This is a genomic window from Cupriavidus sp. CP313, from assembly GCF_054072015.1.
Genome location: NZ_JBSVZB010000063.1, coordinates 1 through 21,035, shown reverse-complemented (window position 1 = coordinate 21,035; position 21,035 = coordinate 1). Strand labels below are relative to the sequence as shown.

Below are 21,035 nucleotides of genomic sequence, written 5' to 3'. Positions count from 1 at the left end.
TAGCGCCCTGAATTACCGCTCCCCGCGGGAGTTCAGGCGTGCGATGGCCTTATCAACCTAAGGGTGTGACCGTGTCCGGGGACACGGGGGCAAATCCACCGGGTAAGTTGGCTTGCCAACATAAGGAGGCCGGCCGAAGGGGCGGAAGCGTCAACAGGGCGGTAGGTATGGGTAACTGGTGGGGTGGGCGTTGCGAAGTAGGAGGCCACGCAGCCAAGGTAGGGAGCAGTAGCTTGCCTCTGCTTCGGGGCCTAGCCGAAGACATCGGATGCGCCCCTCATCAGTCTAAGCCCGTGCGCTCGGATTCGCGCCTGCGCACGCCGAGCACAAGCTGATGCATCCGGGTGTGAGGCGAACTTCCGCACGCCGTGGGAGACTCGCCGAAAATGAAATCAATCTCATTTTCGGTGAAATCGCCGTAGGCAAGATATGCCTTCAGCATCTCGTCAATGCGCGCTGCCCGCTCACCTCGCTGCAATGCCAGCGTACCTGCCAGCAGAGACCGCGAGTGCCACCGCAGCCACCGGCGTCTCCAGTGCTTGTAGTCCTCGTTTCCCAATTGACCCCCTTGCCCGGCGGCACCTTTCCTTACACTACCCACAAAATGCCAAGAGTAGGGAGCGCGCGGTGCGCTATTTGAAATCATCATAGTGTGATGGAAATTGAGGGGGCAATCGGATTCGCCGTGGAGATGGTCCCACCAAAGAGGGGTAGCCAGGCGTGATGGCTATATCCGTTCTGTGGCGAGGCGACGAAAGACGCGCCTGAGCAACACGGTAGTTAACCCTGATATTAGGATTTTCTAATTCGCCGTTAGATTGAGCGCTGTAGGACCGCTACCACCCGCGTTACCACCCCCGGTGACGCGGGTTCTTTTTTTAAGCAGTCGCCCTGCGATTCAGCTGCTGATGGAGCCCTGTGGGTGGCCGAGCGCGCTTCACGCCCGGCAAAATATGCCGGTATCATCCTATAACCTTGCACCGTCTCACAAGAACAGGAACGGGAGAAAACTTGAACGGGAAACTGGAGAGCAATGCTGCGCTGAAAGCTCAGCTAAATGCCGCCCTAGCCGGGGCCGCAGTGTCCAAAGGCGCTCAGGATTGGTACTCGAGGTTGGCCGCCTTCGTGGCCGAGGTTAAAGCTGGGATTCCCAGCAAGCTCGATGATGCCAATTTTTTGAAGAAGTTATGGGACGACAATCCGGTCGCCGCGACGGGAATGGGCTCCGTCAAGACGGCGCCGGCACTGGCTGATGCCACCTTTCGAGATTGGTTTGCAGCCGAAGTGACGAAACCACTGCCACCGGACCCCGTGGCGGCAGAGATTCAACTTACGGCGCTCTACAATGGACTTCGGGACCGCCTTAAGGTTCTCTGCGGACGTACGCCGCGTTTGAAACTCAATCGTGTGCTGTGCGCTATATACCCTGAGCACTTCACGACAGTCGCCGACCCCGGCAAGCTACTATTTCTCCACAAGGAGATGGGTGGGGCGGCCAGCGACCATCCTGTGAGAGCGCACAAGGCGATTCGCACCCGTATCGATACAGTGCTCGGGCTGGTCAACGATACCGACCCCGTCGATATCGTGCGGAGGATTTGCCTGCCGTGGATGGTCTATGAGCGCATCGCCGACGATGGCATCGGTGATACGCCGATTGACCCGACGGAGCAGACGGCGTCGCTGACACCAGTACCTGCGACATTGCGGCGCAAGGGACTAACGTCCCTGAAGGGCGGCTTCCAGACACTGCTGGGATACCTTCCTGAACTCAGCGAGGGCGTTTCCAAAGAAGAATTCTCGGACATCATCAGGCAGAGCAACCCCGAACTCGCCCCGAGCAGCCTCATCACCTGCATCAACGTCGTCTCTCGAGAGTTTGACCTGTGTAAGCGTGACGGGGACACCTACAGACTAAGCGCTCGTGGTATCAACTTGCTTGAGACGCAAGACCCAGACGAACTGGCTGACCACCTGCTAACCAAGATTCTTGGTGTCGACCACGTAGTGAAGGTATTGGACTCTGCGCCGCAGAGCAAGGCTAGCCTCGTCGCAATGCTTCAGAAAGTACACCCTGGTTGGACGTCTGATTTTGCCCCGACTTCACTGCTCGGATGGCTGACCAGTCTCGGGGTCATTGAGGTCGACGATAAAAAGCAGTTAGAGCTCACCGAACGCGGCAAGCGTTGGGCAGAACTTGTCACCTGGGAGCCAGAGAGCCTACCCGCGCCGGCGGAGCCGGTGGTCGAGGTCAAGGTAGAGATTTCCGACGCCACGCAACTACCGGCGTTTCCCGAGTTATGGCAACGCCTTTCTGCATTGGTTGCTGGAAAGCTCGTACTGGAGAAGTCGCTGGTCGCTCAACTCCACGCTGGACTCTGGTTTCACCCGGTTCGGCATTTCGCCGTTCTCACTGGCATTTCAGGGTCCGGCAAGACTCAGTTGGCGCTGAACTACGCTCTGGCGCTGGGCAACGTCGACAAGTACGACCATGACCGAGTCCGAGTCATCCCTGTCCAGCCGGGTTGGTATGACCCAAGTCCTTTGCTCGGCTACGTCAATCCCATCCAGGACTCATCCTACAGAAGCGCCCCGTTCCTTGACCTGCTGCTGCGCGCCGCCGCAGACCCCGAACATCCCTACGTAGCGATTCTTGACGAGATGAACCTCTCCCATCCGGAGCAGTATTTGGCACCAGTGCTATCCGCGATGGAAACCTACGGATGGCTCGACCTTCATCAACTCAGTGAAGAAACCACGCCTATCCCGAGGCGCGTGCGTTACCCAGCCAATCTCGCCATCATCGGCACCCTGAACATGGATGAAACCACTCATGGTCTTTCCGACAAGGTGCTTGACCGTGCCTACACACTCGAATTTTGGAACATCAACGTGCAGGACTTTCCGGGATGGGCCACCGCTCCGCTTGCCCCGGCGCTAAAGGAGAAGACTCAAGCTCTTCTCAGTGCCCTCGGCGAGGCCCTTGCGCCAGTACGACTGCACTTTGGCTGGCGAACAATTAGCGACGTGCTGAGCTATCTGGCATTCCAGTCTGCATTCGCGCCATCCGAGACGGCTGCGCTCGACGACGTTGTGTACGCCAAGGTTCTACCGAAACTACGCGGTGAGACCTCTGCCAAGTTTCAAAAAGCACTTCAGGAAACTCATAAAGTTCTGGCAGACAATGGACTCGCCAGGTGTTGCGGCAAGGTTAAAAGTCTGCAAGAGGACCTCATCGCAACGGGCTCGGCCCGTTTCTGGCGATAGGCTCGAGAGGGGCCAGTGGTGCTACGCATTCGAAGAGCGAACATACAAGACAGTGGCGTCTGGGCTGAAGTTCAAGCGCATAAGGTCCTAACGGGACTTACTGAAGACACGGACTATGTGCTTAGTGTCGGGCGTCCCGATGCTCGAGTGTATGTTGACGATGTCGAACTACGCCGCGATGGCTCATCGCTGTTCCGGTGGCGGCCTAGCTTTTACGCAGGGACGGTGGTGGTCGATGTTATGCTGCCTGGCGAAGTTAGCTCTCAATTTTTACTGGACGTCAGCCCGAGCCATTCCAAGACCGGTCAATCCGAGTTCAATGCAATGGTCTCGGATATCAGGGCTTTCGACCAGACCCTGTTGAGCGGCACGTCCTCGGCGACAATGGCGTTTGGACGGGAAGGACGTACTGGCAAATATGAGAATGACATCTTACTCGCTCGCTTGAGAGAGTATGGGCCGTCGTTTCTTGATTCGGTCGAAGCGATTGGGCGCTGCCCTCATAGGTTTCTATCCGCCGACACCAAGGTACTTCCCCTCTCGCGGGTACGGCGACTGCATCATACATCGCTGCAGGACAGGCGGCTGGCTGCTATTGCCACTGGATGCATATTGGGCACGGAGTCGATGGACTCGTTCCAAGTCAATAGTCGGACCTCTGCACCAACGTTCGACACTCCCGCAAACCGGTCAATGCTTGCGCTCTTGCGGCGTTTCCGAGCCGCCGTCTCATCCATACGTGAGAAAGTCTTGGACTCGAAGCTTGGAAGCCCGCTGGAAGAGCAGCGTCTCCGTGCTGAGCGACGACTACGTGACTTGGACAGCTTGGCGCAGCGCACACAGCAGCTGATGTTCACGCCACTATTTCGTGAGGTCACGTCCAGCGAGACATCGGCAGCTGGCCTTACACAAATAGCGGCGCAGCCTGCGTACAGTCGGGCCTACCGCATTGGTTGCCGGGCGCTCCTAACGGAGGTTGAAGGAGGCCACGACAGCGACCAGCTGCATGTTCCCCCATCATGGGGAATTTATGAGACATGGTGCTACCTTTGTGTTGCGCAGTGCGTCACCGAGGTCACCGGCGTGACACCTATCGAGGCAGCACCCAAGGCGGTTTCAGCTGAACGCGCTCTGCGTTTTGAGCTAGAGGACAAACGGTGGCTCGAAGTCCTTTTTCAAGCCACGTTCCCAGCCCTCAAGACATCGGCGACGCGAATTGGATGGAGCTTATCTAGAGAACGTCGGCCGGACATCGTGCTCATTGACAAGCGAGAGACTGGCCCACGAGCGCTCGTCTTTGACGCAAAGTGGAGAAGCGGGAGAGAGAACGTACTCGATGCCATGGAGTCCGGCCACATCTATCATGATGCCCTGAGAGTCGATGGGGCGTCGCCTGCACCGTGCCTGTTGCTCCTCCCTGGGCAAAGCTCGGTTCCTGAGTTGGAACAGGATGCGTATGCTTTCGGGTACGGTGTGGGTGCAATTAGTTCCGTGCGAGTTGAAGGAACTGGTAAAGCGCGAATCAGCGAAGTACTTAAGGCTTGGCTAACTAGTGATTGAGCGCCGGGGTCAAGGCCAGGTCTTCCGACCTTAGGCTGGCTGCCTCCAGCTCAGCAGGTCCTTGACCGGCGATGGTGTGTTCTGGCGTGGCTATTCGGACCACTCCGCATCCACTTCTCGCAACAAGTGCCCTGCCAGGATGTAGTCACCCAACTTCGCCGCCTTTACCTCCAACTGCTCCAGTTCACCTGCAGACAGTTCACTTAGCTCAAACTGGCAGTACAGATTCCGCTGCCGGAACGTCGTCTTTGGTCGCGCTAAGCCTGCAACCAATGCCGCCACCGACTTGACGGCAATATTGTCGTGCCCGCGATACTCCACGCGTATCCCAACCTTGTCGCCGAGCCGGCCGAGCTCGATTGCGTCTTGCCAGGCAGACTCGTAGTTCAAATCCACCACCGTTACTCCTTCTGTCTGCAGGAGTTTCAGTGCCTCCTCTTTGGTGCCAGCTTGAGCTGTCGCCATTCTGTCCTCCACAGCATCACTCGGCGGATGCATCCCTACTGGTCCGTCTCAATCGTAGCGCGTAAATGTTCTGCCGCCACCTTGTCCCTGCTCGCATGTTGCAGAGCAATATTGTAAGCGGAGGAGCAGTCTTCTTTGCCGAGTCTGGCTCGGCGAGTGGATTGGAGCGGTGCAATTCTAGTTTTGCGAAATGCGAAACAGGTGGCACCAGAAATAGAAATAATTTAGGATTACGCCGTACACATTCCTGGAGGAAAAAAATGGCTACTTACAAGCAACTCGTCGCAGAAAAGGAAGCGCTTGAAGCAAAGCTCGCAGAGATGCGTGCGAGCGAAATTTCTGGTGTCATTGAGCAGATTCAAGGCTTGATGGCAGAGTATGAGTTGACGGTTGACGACATTGCCGCAAAGCGTCGCCGTGGGCGACCGGCAGGCAGTGCTGCGAAGGGGAAGGTCGTTGCCAAGGAAAAGGTGTCGCTGCCGGCAAAATACATGGACCCGAAGACTGGTGCGACTTGGTCCGGCCGTGGACGAGCGCCCGCCTGGCTTGGCAAAAACCGCACGAAATTTCTGATTGCGGAAGCCTGAGCGGGAACGCCTGGATATCTGTGGATAGGGTCAGTCTATGAAGCCGAGGCATCCTTGTGATATACGGCTCTCTGTTTGGCAGGCCTTGCTTCGAAACATGGCTAGGGTTTCCCTGATGTCTACTTGCTTGGCGAGAGTGGTAGCCTGAAACTGCAGTCTTGACGATTGCGGTCGTCGCGTGTTTTCCGTCTTCAGCTCGCGGTAATACGGTGAGATGTCGGAAATGATAAGAGGCGTGCAGATTCGTGCGGCAGAGGCATCCGATTTGTCCTCAATCGTTGAGGTGCTGGAGAGTCGTGGATTGCCGAGCGACGTCATTTACCGCTCATCGCATTTCTTTCACGTGGCACTATCTGGCAAGCAGGTCGTGGGCTGCGCTTGCGCCGAGCAATATGACGGAACAGTTCTTGTTCGGTCTGTCAGTGTGCTTCAGGAGTATCGAGACCAGCGAATCGCTATCGCCCTAATTGGTACAGTTCTAACGCGTGCTCGTGCCGACGGCTGTACTAAGGCTGTGCTCATCACAACTGAGGGGGTGGATTCTCCCATGCACTGTGATTTTTCAGTCGCCCAGCCGGAGAGCATGCCAGAGGAGGTAGAGCTGTCTTCCGAGTTTCTGCGGAAATTTTGCGCGAGGGCCTTGGCTAAGCCGCGCATTGGTTAGCAGCGTGCGAAGTCGCCAGGATAGCCTTGCGGTGCGCATTGAAACTAGAATGCCCGAGCAGTTACGCTGGTAAGGCAGGCCGGCCTCTCAGGTCATTCCCAGACGAGCGTCGCCTCCTTGAGTAGGTGACCGTCCAAGATGTAATCACCATGCTCGATGGCGCGTGCCTCCAGCTCGGTCAGGAGTGCATCGGTCATCAAGGTTAAGTCGAAGAGACAATAGAGGTGGCGCTGCCTGTAGGTATTCTTCGGTGCTCGCAGTCCGTTAGCTAGGGCTTCTGGACTCCGCACGGCGATATGTTCGAGGGTCCTGAACTGAACGCTGACCCCGTACTTTTGCCCAACCCTTCCAAGTTCGAGGGCATCTTCCCAGCCGGCCTCATAGTCCAGGTCAACCGTTCCAGTCACCTGTGACAATATCTGCTCAAGTGCATTGGCTCGATTGTGCGCAACATGGACGGTCACAGGGGAACCTCGACTACGGGGTCACGTTGCCAAAGAATGTAGCCGGAAAGCGGGGGGCGGACAACAAAAAGTGCGGCCGCACTCAGTCCCAAACTGTAGCGACCTCCCTCAGTAGATGCCCGGCCAAGATGTAGTCGCCCAGCGTAGTGGCCTTTGCTTCGAAGCGCGCCAGTTCACTTGCTTCGAGTGCATCGAGCTCAAACTGACAGAATAAATTTCGCTGGCGAAACGTCAGCTTTGGTCGCCTCAAACCGGCGGCAAGCGCGGCAGGCGACGTGACGGCAATACTCTCATGGCCGCGATACTCCACGCGGATGCCCGCCTTCTGGCCCAAGCGCCCGAGTTCAATAGCATCCTGCCAACCCGACTCGTAGTCCAGTTCGATTCGTGCTATCCCCGCTGCCTCCAAGAGCCTAATGGCTTCCCCTTTGGTTCCAGCTCGTGCCGTCGTCATTCCTGCCTCCACTCGCGTCATCCGGCGCGCAGGTCGCCGGTTTACTGCCACATGCTTTTGATTGCACGGCAATTTCGCCTTGCCGGCCTAGCCGCTGGGAAGGCTCTACCCCGTGTACCAGCCTCGCGCGAATTCGTTTGCAAGCGCCGGAGAGGGCTCGCCATCGCCAGAGGCGATGTACAAGTGTCGCTTAATTCTGACGTAAAGAATTTCTAAGTCAATACAGATTGGTAATGTGTCCTTGCTGCCCTCCGCGCACCGACGCTCGGAGCGTGGGTTCTTTTTTGTTCAGCGGCAGTCTGTCATCTCTCGACCTCGGAATCTGACTTGCGAGTTATTTAATGCTATGGACGCCTACTCCGCCTATCCGCTAACACATGCCGTCCGGTCGGTCGGCAAATAGCGCTCTGAAAATTGAAGGCGTATCAAGTCGTGATGTATCAACTCGAACTCATTCACCCATGGGTGGAGGAGGAGAAGAGTACTAGGGATTATCCCGAACATTTCCGCTAGTCGTATTGAAGTGTCGGTGGTGAGTAGCTAGGATGTTTGTTTCGGAGCGCGAATACAAGCGCTCACCAGCCAGAACCTCGCGTCCGAGAGGAAAGAAGCGGCCTGTACGAGCCAGGCCAGCTGTCACGGACGGTAGTGTCCCGTAGCAAAAATAGACCTATAGCTTTGGAGACGACTGTGCTGAGTTCGCATGAGCTTGCCACGCTGGTGCTGGTAAACGACAACTCTGGCCCAACGGAGCTGGACTGCGCGGATGTGGAGGCGCTGCTCGCGCATCAGCTGGTTAGGCTTGAGGAGCTTTGGGCCCACCCACAGCCGACCTCGGGTCACAACCCAAGGCTACGCTTTTCTCCAAGCCTTCGGCCGTGTTCGCGCAAGGGATTGTCGGGCACCCACGGCCTGTCGATGAGCGTATCGCTCGACCCCATCGAGACTCGCCATCATCGACGCTTCGTTGGGCGTTCATATCGGCGTCGGCCGCAAGGGGCGCGACACTGCAACCGTTATTCACTTCACTCCCACCCTAACGTGCTGCCATCGGATAGCTCAGGGGCGGGCCGCACTTAGGAGACGCAAGATGACTCAGTGGACAGCAGAGCAATGCACCAAGGCACAGATGGCGGGCCTTGAAACGATGGCCGGACTAACCAACAAGGTCTTGGAAGGGTTCGAAAAAATAATGGAGTTGAACCTCCAAACAATGAAGATGACCCTGGCGCAGACCCGGGAGGGCCTAATGAAATCCCTGTCCGTCCAGAACCCGCAAGAACTCGTCGAATTGCAAGTCGAATTATTTCAACCCGCAGCCGAAAGCGTATTGGGGTATCGGCGTCAACTGCAGAGCATCCTTGCTGCTTCACGGGCGGAGTTTGAGAAGGTCGTCGAAGTCCAGTACACAACAGGCAAAGGCCAGCTACAGGGTCTCATCGAAAGCGCGGTGAGCAATGCACCGTCCGGCTCGATGGCGCCGCTTGCAGCCTGGCAAGAGGCGGTAAGTGCGACCACTGCGCTTTACGAGTCGATGCAATCGACGGCAACGCAAGCCGTGGAAGTAGCCGAGAACAGTTTCAACACTGCTGCGCAGGCGGCCTCGAAAGGCATGAGACGTCGTGCAGCGCAGGCCTCCCAGGCAGCTACAAAGTAGTTCGGTTTGGGCTGCGTGTTAACCGCGTTCACGTTACCGAAGGGAAAACTGAATTCTGGTAGATGTCGGGAGTCGGCGAAGGGCTGGGCCCCGCGTCATCGATGCGCTTATACCATTGCTTGGAGGATTGGAGACATGACCAAGAGACTTGCCGTAGTCACAGGTGGGATGGGCGGTTTGGGTGAGGCCATCAGTATCAAGCTGCACGACGCCGGCTGCACGGTGGTGGTGACCCACTCACGCGGCAACACCGGCGTCGCGAGCTGGTTCGACCGGATGGAGAAAGAGGGGTGCAAGTTTCGTGCATATCCTGTCGACGTCGCCGACTATGAGTCATGCCAGCATTGCGTTGAGAAGATTCACGCTGAGGTAGGACCAATCGACATTCTGATTAACAACGCTGGGATTACGCGAGACGCGAGCTTCAAGAAGCTGGACAAGGTCAACTGGGATGCGGTCATCCGCACCAACCTCGACTCCGTGTTTAACATGACGAAGCCGGTCTGCGACGGGATGGTCGAGCGGGGTTGGGGACGTATCATCAATGTATCGTCCATCATTGGGTCCAAAGGCGGCTTCGGCCAGACCAACTACGCGGCCGCCAAGGCGGGCGTGCATGGCTTCACGAAGTCGCTGGCGCTCGAAGTGGCTAAGCGCGGCGTGACCGTCAACACCATCTCGCCCGGCTATATTGCCACCAAGATGGTGACGGCCGTGCCACAGGAGATACTCGATACCAAAATCATCCCGCAAATCCCTGTAGGTCGCTTGGGCCAGCCAGAAGAAGTGGCAGCATTGATTGCGTATCTCTGCTCGAATGAGGCTGCTTTCGTGACCGGGGCAAACATTGCCATCAACGGTGGGCAGCACCTGCAGTGAGGTCTGGGGCCAGACAGTCAGCGCTCTCGGCCTATCGATGCAGTTGGTAAACAAGAAGCACCACAGAAGCGGGCTAACGGGAAGGCTCGGCCACCAGCTTTTCCGTTTGTTAGTTTCCACGCATTAGAGCCTTGACTGCGCTCGCCGACGTGCTACCGTTAAGAACGGCGTCATTTATTCAAAAACACTAAGAGGCCGTAAATAATGAGGGGGAAACCGGGGGGGGCTGGGCCGGGTGCGCTGTGGCATCTGGGCTGGCGCCGGCGATGAAATCGCCCCAATTCCTTTCCTGGAGGGCCGGCTCCAGGCGCTTCTTTTCGAATTTGGATGTACAGCAGGCGACTGCTTCAGCAGGAATATTCCCTTACAGTCGCGCCCCGGCCCCAACTTCGGCGATGGCATCGCCTACTTGTTCTCGAAAGGCGGACATGGAGACCGCTGGCCTCGAGATGAACCTGGTATCGTTGCAGACGACACGAGAAATGCCTCGGAAGTGCCTGCGCTCGACATGCCCGACCGCGACGTTCACGTTCTGCTAAAGCAGGCCATTCGTGATGGGCGGCTGATACGTGCAGCGGGCGATTTACTGTGCAAACGCTTGCGCCGAACTGGCGGTGAGCCCTCCTCTGCTCAAGTGCTAGACGAGTACGCTCGGGTTACTTGCATTGCGTGTCTGACAGTGGTGAAGCGCTGGCAGAGCGACTAGAACTGACCTCCTGCATCAAACGCCCTGCAAGGAAGTAGTCCACGAGCCTGGTCGCCTTTGCCGCCAGCCCTCCGAGCTATTCTGGGTACTGATGGGGCTGCCGATGTACCGGGAGCCATCAAGTGCATGTCCGGGGACGTCATGCAAGTATGCATATTGAACACGACCGCCGGCAGACGCGGAAGCGCTATGCGGTCCCGTGATAATGCCCAATGTTCAGTCATCGTAATCGTGCCAGCGGCGCCATTCACGGTGCCGCTCTCGCCACTCGTGCTCCCTCCATCGCCGCTCGCGCCATTGGCGCTCTCTCCAAGCACGCTCGCGCCAGTCGTCATAGTAGCCAGGAGCAACAACGACAGGCTGTTGTTCGACCACAACAGGCGGCGGGCTGTAAACGGGAGCGGGGGCATACACGGGCGCAGCTACGAACGGTACCGGGAAACCGATGCCCACGCCAACATTCACATGAGCTTGCGCGCCGGCAGATGCGACGGCGGCGAAGCCTGCCAGGATGGCCAGCGCCAAAAACTTTCTCATGACTGCGTATCCTTTGTGAACACTGCCTACCTAGCAAGACTTTCAGCCCGGGAAGGGGGCTGGCGTGCAGAGCACTTATAAGAGAAACGAGCCGAGTGAAGTGCGTGTTGACCGAGTCATTCCGGGAATTTGTATCCAAATCTGTCCGCAGGGAGTAGGCGCGGGAGTGACGCGCCTGGGACGGCAATGGACGACAGGCCAGGACGACCACTGGGGAAAGAGTGCATGCGGGATACCGTCGTTCATTGCCGCCACAGGCGGCTGGAGATGTAGGCTGCCTTATGATGGAGTTACGCTCTTGAGCCGACGTCGACCAGAGGGATGATGAGAAGCGCCTGCCGTGGCTAGCCGTTAACAAGAAGTAATTATCTGGCGCCTCGCTCTCCCTGGCCCTACCTTGGTTCAATGCGGATAACGGTAGCGGCACCGTTGACCACCTTATCGCCTTCCTTCAGCTTGGAAAGGCTCGCTTTATCCTTCACTGGAAATGACATCGTCATGGCCGACATGCCAAACTTCTCAATGGGACCGTGCTTTGGCGTCACCTTCCCGTTTGCCACATCCACCGTCCCGACTTCGGCCTCCACAGGCTTCGGCGAGGCCATCGAGGCGGACGACTTCATGTTCATACCAGCCATGTCATCGGCCGCGTGAGCAGACAGAGTGAGCGTGGCGCATATGGAAGCGATGGCGATTAGCGTACCGTCCTCAATCGCATCGCAGAAGAGAAAAACCCTTGGCCGGGAGGCCAAGGGTCGAAGGGAGTGGGTGCGCAAATAGGCCCACCTGCCTACAGGCTTGTCGAGCCATCGTGTTGGCGCCATCCCCAATTTGTGGGGTAGCCATCGAACCTTTATACGGCTAGGTACCGGCTTCCGCGTCCGGCAGCGTTAATTCGAAGGCCGGCGTTATCACCGGGGTGGTCTCAGTTGGGTGGCACACTTTTTCGGAAAGTGTTCTATGCTTGAAAGCTGGGCATCGGACGGGAGTAAAGCGCATGGATACGAAACCCAATAAAAATAGACATGCTTCCGGAAGCCATGATAAATGTAATAGCACAATCGAAAAGGTCTGGGGCTATGAGGAAATAACGGTGGCTGTAGAAGCGGAGATTCGCAGGCTTATGCAAGAGCCAACGGTGACGCCAATAGATGCAAACCGAAATCATGCCTGGGCCTACGGCGTCTATAGAACTTGGGCTTTACTCACGCAGGGCTATCATAAGCGCGAGGACGACGAAAGACTACACATGCTAACTCGGGGCCAATAGGGGGGCGAGGGCTTGGTGAAGAACGAGTTAGGCCAGTAATAGAGCTCGCGACCTCCGAAGCTTCCTTTCCCAGAATCCCGATGGGCAGTACTGTTGCCACGTTCTCTAACCTCGCGTTACTTTTGCGCAAGGCATCCACCGCCTTTGTACCAACCTTTAAGGTCATAGCTATGGGCGGTGCCGTGACACCTTCCCGACCGGCTTCTGGTACCTAGGCCGCCGCATTGACCATATTTTTGTTGTTCGTCGTGTAGGACATCTACATCTTATGCACCAACCAACATAGTGTCGTGACTGGCGGTTGACAAATGCTTGCGACCAACACAATCGTTAACCCTGATATAAATATTACTTAATTCTCTTGTACATTGTGGGAAGTAGGACCCCGTAAGTACCCCTGCCCCCGCGTCGCATACCCGGCGACGCGGTTTTTTTGTTTGTAGGCAATTGGTGCATTGTCGTTGGTTGTTACCCATGCCTTGTTTCGCAGTGTCGACAGGGATTCGTGGGGGCGAATGACCACGCTCGCCCTATTCTTGCTCACTGCGGTGGTGGAACGGCCCCCCCTGAACTGCCTAGATGGTCAAATTGGCGGAACTCGGCAGAGATGCGCGAAAGCTGTTTTGTTCCGGCGGTTGGCAACTATCCTGCCCCGCCACGGGGAGGGGCGCTTGCTCGATGCCGGATTTGTCTCGCTCCAGGCAGTGCCGCCGGTTGCGCTGGGCGAAGGTTGGAATAGACATTGACCCGGCGACGCCTACTGTAACTGGCTCCCCTGTCCACGCCACAGCGCGCAGTCAGCATAAGAATTGTTAGCTGGTCGCTCAGGCTGACTGTATTTTGTCGGCTCCCACCCGGAAGTGATGGAGAGGGGGCTGCTCAGTCGGCCAACCAGCGAGAAGCCAAGTCATCCGGCGATAGTGGATGGGCGAAATAAAATCCTTGACCAAGTTGGTAGCCAAAATCCCTTAGAATTTCAAGCTGCCCCGCCGTCTCTATGCCTTCAGCAAGAATCGTCAGTCCTAAACTACTCCCCAAAGCGAAGATGCCACCGCAAAGCGAACGACTATCTCTGTTATGTTCGATGTCTTTCACGAAGCTTTTATCGATTTTTAAGCAATAAAAAGGTAATCCTTTTAGATAGGCTAAATTAGAATAGCCAGTCCCAAAATCGTCAAGTGCTAGCCTGAATCCGAATCCTCGAAGGCGTTCAAGTAGCCTCCTTGCCAGGAGAGGGTCCGTCATTACGGCGGATTCAGTGAGTTCAAATTCGATTGCGGAAGTGGAAATTTCGTGTCGCCGGACACATTGCAATGCTAGTTCAGGAAACTGACTATCCAGTAACTGCTTGGCTGACAGGTTTACTGCAACGACTGGCGCTGATAACCCTTGTCGTCTCCAGGCGCTAACTTGGGCGCAAACTTGCCCAAGCACCCATGCGCCAAATTCATTAATAAGATTGCTGCTCTCCGCAACAGGAATGAACTCCGACGGACTAATCTTTCCAAGCTCTCGGGAATCCCATCTGCTCAGCGCTTCGACGCCGGCAAGCTTTCCCGTGGCAAGGTGCACCTTCGGTTGATACACGACGCGAATCTCATCCGTCCGCCGCAGTGCATGCTGTAATGCCGACTCAAGTTGCAGTTGTCTTACGGCAGAAGCTTCCAGCTCGCTGCTGAAATATTGAAGGTGACCGTCTCCTCGTTGAGTTGCTACTCGAAGAGCTTGGTCGCTCTGCGATATGAGTGTCGAGGAAGATGTGCCATCTGAGGGGAAAATGCTCACCCCGATGTTCAGCGGAAGATAAACGGCCTGTGCACTGAGCAAAATGGGTCGACGAAAGGTGGCATGAAGTTCATCGGCTAAGGCAGAGACAGTGCGCTCCCCAATATTCTCTAGGTAAAGACCAAACGTATCGCTATCAAGTCTTCCTAACGGAGTCTGTGTTGCGAGGCCGTGCAACCGCCTACCTACCGTGGCGAGTAGGATGTCTACCGCTTGTGAACCGATGGCATCGCTAATTTCGCGAAAGCGATGGAGGCCGATAGTTATAACCGCCAATCTGGCGTCCGATGATGTTTTCTGGCGATTTAATGCCTCTTGTAAGGCAATAGTGAAGCCAGCCCGATTCAGCAAGCCCGTCGCTGTATCGTGAGTCATCATTTCCTTTGCCAACTCGTGCTGGGATTCCAATCCCTGACGCAGATTCCGCCGCTGTTGGGCCATGATGAATAGGCTACCTGAGACGGTGGTCACCAAGAACTGCGCTACAGGCATGAGGACGTCATTTAAATCCTGACCACTTCTCACTTCAGCAAGTTGAATGGCACCCCATTGGATTAAACTTGCCCACAGCCCGCCTGCAATCAAGTGGAACCCGGACACCGTATCTCCGCTTCGGAAACGCGCTGGCAGAATGCGAGGTAAGGAGACAAGGCCGATGTACGTCGCGACCAGTGCCGCGATACCTATCCCCGTGCCGACGCCGCCAATCCAAAATCGCGTCATGACGCCCACCGCCGCTACAAGCAATGCGGGAATGGTGCCGCCAAAAAGGACCGCGAGCGTCAGCAAGGTTCCGCGCATATCCACAATTACCCCTGGGGCTTGCATGGCAGCGGTAACAAGCGTGACCCACATGGCGAGCCCGAACAGAATAGCTAAGTGGACTTGTACGCCTCGCTGATTGGGTAGCCAGGTGCGTATGGCCAAATAGGCAGCGCTAAGCGCTATTGGGGTCAGGGCCGAAAGAATTGCCGTCGACAGGTTTTCCATCCGGACTCGAAGGAAGTTTCAAGCAGTCCTGGTGCACTCACGAAAGCCGCATTCATGTGCGGGGGAGGCAGCCGGTTCCTGCTGCAGACGCATTGAAGCAGCTCGCCAGGCGATGCTACTTATTATGAGACGGTGACGCGCATGTTAGCCGACGCTACAGTTCCTCGGGGATGAGCCTGGATGCGTCTGCCATCAACCGCAGCCCCTGTGCCCGGATGCGCAGCTGAGTGAGCGGCGAAACTTCGAAAACACCAGGACATGGGCCTAGCTTTCTTAGGCCCCGCGATACGCGCCGAAATATGAAATCAATCTCGCTCTCGGGAAAGTCGCCAACCTCGCAGTATGCTGCTCGCATTCTGTCCAGGTAGGATTCGCGTTCGGCCTCGGCTAGCGCAACCACGCTAGCCAGCAGGGACCGGGCGTGCCATTGCAGCCAGCGTTGTCTCCACGGCTTGTAGTTTTCATCCACAAATTGCTCTCCGTGCTGCCGGCGCCAATTGTCACGTCGCACTTGAAGTCGCGAAGGCCTTCGAGCTGGCAGTGAACCAGCTTTAGAAAGCATCATAATGTGTGATACATTGCGCTGCAACAAAGTGCTCCAGACTAGAGGCCCTACCAAAGAGGGGTGCATAAGTTTTGCCCCCGTATGTCGGAGGGGTAGACTGCTGGGCCAGTTTTGTTGGGAGTCTTCCATTGCAAGTGGGGACTGTGTCCAAGGGCTGCTCCGGGGTCACCCGATTGGGTTATCGAACCCTCAGTACTACTCGGCGTCTGTCGGGAGCCCGCTGGAAGTATGTCACGCCGTCGATGTGGGGTAGTCAGTCGGTCCACAACGCGTCGTGCCTTAGCTACGTTGGCTTTGCGGACCGATAGACCCACTCGTTCAAAAGCCATACCGAAGGCGGGGGCAGGCCAGCAGTTAATGGTTCCCTCGTTGAGGACTTTTTGCAATCACCGCGCCACTTTTCGGCCCTATCCAGAGCCAACCCGGCTCGCGACCCCCGTTCACCCTGGTCACCACCATCGAGCGCTCCCGGAGCGGTATCTTTGGCTGCATCAGACTTGATGCCGAAGCCGCCGGGCGAGCTGAGGCGCTGTCGGCCGGCACTTCTGCTACCCCCTTAGCAACGAGAATTCGGGGGCGTCGGAGGGTCACTGAGCTCGTTGTGGAAGGCTTGAGCCGACGAGCACCTGCGGTCGCGCTATGCCTCTCGTGAATGGGTCGCGCTACGGTTTCCAGTTCAATAGGTCGCTCCTGCTCTGCAGACACTGGGCTATGAAGCATCGGGCCGTAGTCCAGCATGGTACGCTCTGGAAAACCCGCATGCGCTTTTTGCCAAAGAGAGTCGGCTGACTTATGCTGCGGGAGTTTGCGATTTCAATAGTTGAACACGTCATGCCTGTGAGCACCATTGCACCTGTCGATGTACAACCGCTCGTCACACTTGAGCGCTGGCGGGTCCGCGAAACAAGGTCGGGCCAACGACATTTTGTGGGGTACTGCGTCGAGAACAAGGAGAACCGCGTGAGTAGCGCAATCCAATCCTTCGACAGTGGCACAGGGGTCGGCGTAACCTCAAGCGGGCGGCGGTATTTGCTGTCAGGCTCGCCATGCTTCGATGGTGAGGCTAGGCGTATTTGGGAAGAGTGGGCTGACCAGAATGGCATCGGCGACACCAAGGATGTCAGCATGGAATTCATGGCGCCGCGCAAGCTGTGAGCGGTTTCTTTTCGACGCAAGGCGGCTCGCGTTCCCCATCCTGTCGACGCGGACCAGCGGGGACGAGCTTTCGGCGCAAAGGCGGTCTTTAAGCTACTGCGCGGGGCTTATCTAATGCGTGTGCTGAGCTTGCCAGTGTACGCGATGTTCCGCCGTCGGCGGCGATGCGTCCGTCCAAGGAAACGAGCAAGGTCACGGCCGCCCAAACGAGTATGTGTCATAACATGATGGGTAAACCTGCGGCCCTCATGCTGGACATGCGCAGGCTATGGAGCTTGGGGGGCTCGGGTCTAATGCAGCACTACTCCCGTGTGAATGGATGCTCACCTAGCTTGTGATGGGCCCGGGACTTTGCATGAGTGAATTAAATATCGCTTATATCAGAATTAAGTGGATTGGATTTTGACTGGCTTTGCACGAGGCGAAGCGTAGCGCAGGCCGAGATTACGTTTGAAGTGATGCCACTCATTCAGTTAGCCGAGGGCATGCCTCGTACTCTTGCGACATACTGCCTCAAAGTGTTGCATGTGCAGGATAAAAAAGAATGATAAAAGATGTGAGAATTCGCGCAGCCGGGTCGGCAGACGTGGAGGCAATCTCGCAGGTGCTCCGTCCTGCGGTTTGCCCGGCAGCAATATAGACCCCTCGTCCCGCCTCTACAGCCTCGCCGTCCTAGGTGAAAAGGTAATCGGCTGCGCCAGCGGCGAAATGCATGGCGAGACGGTCATTGTCCATGCCGCTGCGGTTCTCGACGAGTACCGGGGCCGCCAGGTCGCCACGCATCTTGTGAGGGCCATCCTTATGCGCGCCCGCGCCAGCGGCTGCACCAGGGCTGCAGTGCTCACGGCCGAGCATCCCGCGTTCTTTGCCCGCTTCGGGTTCACGCTCACCGCGTTAGACGACATGCCGCAGGAGATGCAGCTATCGAAGGAATTCCTTCGGCGCTTTGGTGCAAGGACGCATTACATGTGCCGTCGCCTCGACTGATGTCCACAGCGACTAACGAGCATCGAGATGCTGATAGCAGCGGCGCTGGTTCTTGCCTTAGCCCTTCGTGCACTGTACTTGCATCTGCAGGTCGAGCACGCAGAGTTGATTCGCCGCGACACAAAAGGGGCGCTCAGCTATGAGGTGCGGAGGCGTGTTTATATGGAAGTGCCTCCCTTGCATGTTTCGGAGTACCCTGAGCCCAGGGAGCTGCGCACCAGTGTACTTCGGCTTACTGGCGTGGTGCTCTGGCGCAAAGCTCTATGCATCGCCCTCCCTACTGAGGCTTGCGAGCGACTCGAGGCTATCTCCGCCGAAGAATTTGACAGCAGCTTTCCCCCGTGCTTGCAATTGGGGCCGTCTCGGGGATGAAAGGTGAGTATGAATCCACCCTCAATTTCCTGGTCGCAACGTCGGTCATTCGGTCTACCTCGATTGGGGTACGGTGCAATTGGGAGAGCTGACAGCAATGTTGTCATGGCCGGGATACTGCACGCAGATTCCGACCTTGTCGTGGCCGTGCGTTGCGGGCACCCTCCGAGTCTGGGGATGGTGGCGAGCTGGGCGGTGACTCACTCAGAATTGAGCATAAAACCGACTAGCCTATGGGGCAGCCTGGAAGCCAAAGCTGCAGCACGGCGTGCGCGGCGGACGCATGGCATAGCTCCGCCAGCACGTCAACTAAGGCCAGGTATGGCGTTCAACACTGTGTCCAAGATTGTCTCTGGTAGCAGCGGCTGACTCGGGAAGCGGAACCTCTTTCGAAGCGCCCCGGCTGCATAGTCGATGCCATAGCAATCGAGGCCGAGTACGCGCACGTCGGCCAGTACAGCACGAGAAACCTCGCGAAGGACATTGGCCTCGTCCTCTTCGGGCAATTGGTATGCAGCATCCAGGTCAGCCTTCTCGAGCCATCCCATCCGTCCGAGGCCTTCGATGAACCTGACCTTCCTTGCGCTCAATCGGAAGAACATGAAGTCCAGCGCTAAAAGCTGCTCCGCCCCAGGTTCATAGCGCAGGTAACGAGCAAGAAACGCAGGACTTGGTTCGAACCGCTCGGCCTCGCCGACAATCGTTAGTCGGCTTGCCGCCTGAACGTCGGTGGCATCAGCCTGCAGCACTGAGAAGCTCACCCTCGAATCTGCGAGCAAATTCTTAGTGTGCTCTGCCAAGGCGCTGATGCAGACTACCGGACGATGGGCTTCGTCGGGGACATATGGCACCACGGTCGCGTACGGGTAACCAGGCAGGATGGCTGAGTGGGTAGCAAGCGTGCCGTAGGCTGCCTCGTGCAGGAGATTGATGGCGCGTTCGACAAACATTCTTCACTCGATTCGCTGGTCGACTGCATCTGGTCGCTATCCGATGAGACGGTGCTCTTGCTATGTTAGTTCACATCGCATGCAAAGCGCTGATGTTTGGGCCGCGCGCTGGACAGCTGGCGAGGACATGACCTCCAGTGGCACGTCTTCAGCCGCGACAAGCGAGAATCCCCAGCGAGCGAAGTAAGCGGGAGCCACTGTGGAGAAGATATAGGCTTCGCGTGCCACCGTACCCCGAGCACGCATCAATAGTGCTTCCACTAGGCACCCAGCGATGCCTCTGTCTCGGTACGCTGGCTCAACCGCTACTGAGCGGATGAGAACGCTCGAGCCGTGATGCTCTGCCGCTGCACATCCAATAATGCGGTTCTCATACAGCGCAACGTGGAAGTCTTCGACTATATCGGATGTATCAGAGGTGGGGAGGCCGCACCGCTCAAGCAATGCAGCTATGTGATGCCAATCGGAACGAAAGGCCGAGCGTAGAACAATGTCCGTCAGCATGAAGATGTGACTCCTGCGTGCGCGCTCTTCGGCCAATAAGGTCTGCGGCGCGCATCTAATAATATGAAGGCAATCAAGTTGCCTTCTTCACATGTCGTCCTGGCGGTCATGCCACCGCCGATAGACCGTTCGCAAAGGCTATCATCGAACGGAGCGCCGGTCTGGAAGCGATTGTGATTGACGTTCTCTGCACCACGTCGGCCCTGATACCCGTGATGGACTTATCGTTGAAGGAGGGGCCTGGCGCCAGTTGCAGCATGGAACAAGAGTCGCATATGTCGGGTAGTGTCTTGCATGTTCGAGCCGCAACGAGAAGCTACGCATTGCAACGAAAACTGAGGTCGTGCGCCGCCGTCCCCACCAAGTAGAGCAATGGCAATGACTGTTCCTGCTAGCACCTTACGCCAGATTCCAAGCGGCATCTGGATGCTGGGCTTCGTCAGCCTCCTGATGGACGTGTCTTCTGAAATCATCCACAGTCTGCTACCGGTATTCATGGTAACCACGTTGGGTGCGAGTGCACTGGCGGTCGGACTGATAGAAGGCGTGGCAGAAGCGACAGCACTGATTGTGAAGGTCTTTTCCGGCGCGCTGAGCGACTATCTTGGGAAGCGCAAGGGACTGGCTGTGTTCGGCTATGCGCTCGGGGCGCTGTCGAAGCCGTTCTTTGCATTGGCCCCAGGCGTCGGTACGGTGCTGGGGGCACGTCTTACCGACCGTATTGGCAAGGGCATTCGTGGAGCACCGCGTGATGCCCTGGTAGCGGATATTGCGCCACCGCATCTTCGCGGTGCTGCCTTTGGCCTGCGGCAGTCCCTGGATACAGTCGGCGCATTCCTCGGTCCTCTGATTGCAATCGGGCTGATGTATCTATGGGCAAACGATATCCGGGCCGTTTTCTGGGTGGCTGTTATCCCAGGTATCTTGTCAGTTGCCCTGCTCGTGTTCGGCGTGCAAGAGCCTGAGGTGCACCAAGGTGCAAAGAGAGTGAACCCCATACAGCGGGAAAACCTTGCCCGCCTGAGTCCCGCCTATTGGGGTGTCGTAGCCGTGGGTGCGGTGTTCACCTTGGCTCGATTCAGTGAAGCCTTTCTGGTGCTGCGAGCTCAGCAGGTTGGTCTGCCGCTTGGATTTGCCCCCGTGTCCCCGGACACGGTCACACCCTTAGGTTGATAAGGCCATCGCACGCCTGAACTCCCGCGGCGAGCGGTAATTCA

The 21,035-nt window shown here is 57.0% G+C and carries 16 protein-coding genes and 1 pseudogene; 9 read left to right on the top strand and 8 right to left on the bottom strand.

Going from position 1 to position 21,035, the window contains the following annotated elements; translation table 11 throughout:
• The first annotated feature begins 1,011 nt into the window (after window positions 1-1,011).
• Both ACW4E8_RS40175 and ACW4E8_RS40170 read left to right on the top strand, forming a co-directional pair.
• Complete coding sequence (locus ACW4E8_RS40175) at window positions 1,012-3,267, top strand: McrB family protein (RefSeq protein WP_456809552.1); 2,256 nt, start codon at window positions 1,012-1,014, stop codon at window positions 3,265-3,267.
• A gap of 15 nt (window positions 3,268-3,282) precedes the next feature.
• A complete protein-coding gene (locus ACW4E8_RS40170) occupies window positions 3,283-4,827 on the top strand; it encodes a DUF2357 domain-containing protein (RefSeq protein ID WP_456809551.1) in 1,545 nt (514 codons plus the stop codon).
• Window positions 4,828-4,917: 90 nt separating this feature from the next.
• On the opposite strand, the gene ACW4E8_RS40165 is transcribed toward ACW4E8_RS40170, so the two are convergent.
• Complete coding sequence (locus ACW4E8_RS40165; RefSeq protein ID WP_456809550.1) at window positions 4,918-5,292, bottom strand: PHA-granule associated protein 4; 375 nt, start codon at window positions 5,290-5,292, stop codon at window positions 4,918-4,920.
• Window positions 5,293-5,552: 260 nt separating this feature from the next.
• Between ACW4E8_RS40165 and ACW4E8_RS40160 the strand changes: the two genes are divergently transcribed.
• Window positions 5,553-5,879 (top strand): H-NS histone family protein, encoded by a 327-nt coding sequence (locus ACW4E8_RS40160; RefSeq protein ID WP_456809549.1) that lies wholly within the window; start codon window positions 5,553-5,555, stop codon window positions 5,877-5,879.
• A 214-nt stretch (window positions 5,880-6,093) separates the two neighbouring features.
• Window positions 6,094-6,543 (top strand): GNAT family N-acetyltransferase, encoded by a 450-nt coding sequence (locus tag ACW4E8_RS40155; protein ID WP_456809548.1) that lies wholly within the window; start codon window positions 6,094-6,096, stop codon window positions 6,541-6,543.
• A 92-nt stretch (window positions 6,544-6,635) separates the two neighbouring features.
• On the opposite strand, the gene ACW4E8_RS40150 is transcribed toward ACW4E8_RS40155, so the two are convergent.
• The gene (locus ACW4E8_RS40150; RefSeq protein WP_456809547.1) at window positions 6,636-7,007 is read right to left on the bottom strand and encodes a PHA-granule associated protein 4; all 372 of its coding nucleotides are present in this window, start codon (window positions 7,005-7,007) and stop codon (window positions 6,636-6,638) included.
• An 82-nt stretch (window positions 7,008-7,089) separates the two neighbouring features.
• Window positions 7,090-7,461, bottom strand: coding sequence for a PHA-granule associated protein 4 (locus tag ACW4E8_RS40145; RefSeq protein WP_456809546.1), 372 nt, complete (start codon window positions 7,459-7,461; stop codon window positions 7,090-7,092).
• A 1,090-nt stretch (window positions 7,462-8,551) separates the two neighbouring features.
• On the opposite strand from ACW4E8_RS40145, the gene phaP2 reads away from it, so the two are divergent.
• Together phaP2 and phbB are read left to right on the top strand one after the other, a co-directional pair.
• Window positions 8,552-9,118, top strand: a complete 567-nt coding sequence (gene phaP2, locus ACW4E8_RS40140; RefSeq protein WP_456809545.1) for a TIGR01841 family phasin PhaP2 — start codon at window positions 8,552-8,554, stop codon at window positions 9,116-9,118.
• Window positions 9,119-9,253: 135 nt separating this feature from the next.
• Window positions 9,254-9,997, top strand: coding sequence for an acetoacetyl-CoA reductase (phbB, locus tag ACW4E8_RS40135; protein WP_456809544.1), 744 nt, complete (start codon window positions 9,254-9,256; stop codon window positions 9,995-9,997).
• A gap of 922 nt (window positions 9,998-10,919) precedes the next feature.
• On the opposite strand, the gene ACW4E8_RS40130 is transcribed toward phbB, so the two are convergent.
• The 3 genes from ACW4E8_RS40130 to ACW4E8_RS40120 form a co-directional block, all read right to left on the bottom strand.
• Complete coding sequence (locus ACW4E8_RS40130) at window positions 10,920-11,240, bottom strand: hypothetical protein (RefSeq protein WP_456809543.1); 321 nt, start codon at window positions 11,238-11,240, stop codon at window positions 10,920-10,922.
• A gap of 392 nt (window positions 11,241-11,632) precedes the next feature.
• Entirely contained in the window at window positions 11,633-11,869 is a 237-nt protein-coding gene (locus ACW4E8_RS40125) for a copper-binding protein (RefSeq protein WP_456809542.1), read from the bottom strand.
• Between the two features lie 1,520 nt (window positions 11,870-13,389).
• Window positions 13,390-15,285: a putative bifunctional diguanylate cyclase/phosphodiesterase gene (locus tag ACW4E8_RS40120; protein ID WP_456809541.1), complete on the bottom strand. Its 1,896-nt coding sequence runs from the start codon at window positions 15,283-15,285 to the stop codon at window positions 13,390-13,392.
• A gap of 1,396 nt (window positions 15,286-16,681) precedes the next feature.
• On the opposite strand from ACW4E8_RS40120, the gene ACW4E8_RS40115 reads away from it, so the two are divergent.
• Together ACW4E8_RS40115 and ACW4E8_RS40110 are read left to right on the top strand one after the other, a co-directional pair.
• Window positions 16,682-17,005 carry a hypothetical protein gene (locus ACW4E8_RS40115; protein ID WP_456809540.1) on the top strand — a complete coding sequence of 108 codons (324 nt, stop codon included), beginning with the start codon at window positions 16,682-16,684 and terminating at the stop codon, window positions 17,003-17,005.
• Window positions 17,006-17,626: 621 nt separating this feature from the next.
• Window positions 17,627-17,992, top strand: coding sequence for a GNAT family N-acetyltransferase (locus ACW4E8_RS40110; RefSeq protein ID WP_456809539.1), 366 nt, complete (start codon window positions 17,627-17,629; stop codon window positions 17,990-17,992).
• A gap of 677 nt (window positions 17,993-18,669) precedes the next feature.
• Here the strand turns inward: ACW4E8_RS40110 and ACW4E8_RS40105 are convergent.
• Window positions 18,670-19,314: a HugZ family pyridoxamine 5'-phosphate oxidase gene (locus ACW4E8_RS40105; RefSeq protein WP_456809538.1), complete on the bottom strand. Its 645-nt coding sequence runs from the start codon at window positions 19,312-19,314 to the stop codon at window positions 18,670-18,672.
• A 60-nt stretch (window positions 19,315-19,374) separates the two neighbouring features.
• On the bottom strand, window positions 19,375-19,818 hold the full coding sequence (locus tag ACW4E8_RS40100; RefSeq protein ID WP_456809537.1) for a GNAT family N-acetyltransferase: 444 nt from the start codon (window positions 19,816-19,818) through the stop codon (window positions 19,375-19,377).
• A gap of 372 nt (window positions 19,819-20,190) precedes the next feature.
• Between ACW4E8_RS40100 and ACW4E8_RS40095 the strand changes: the two are divergent.
• Window positions 20,191-20,961, top strand: a pseudogene (locus tag ACW4E8_RS40095) (MFS transporter); the annotation flags it as partial.
• Window positions 20,962-21,035 lie beyond the last annotated feature (74 nt).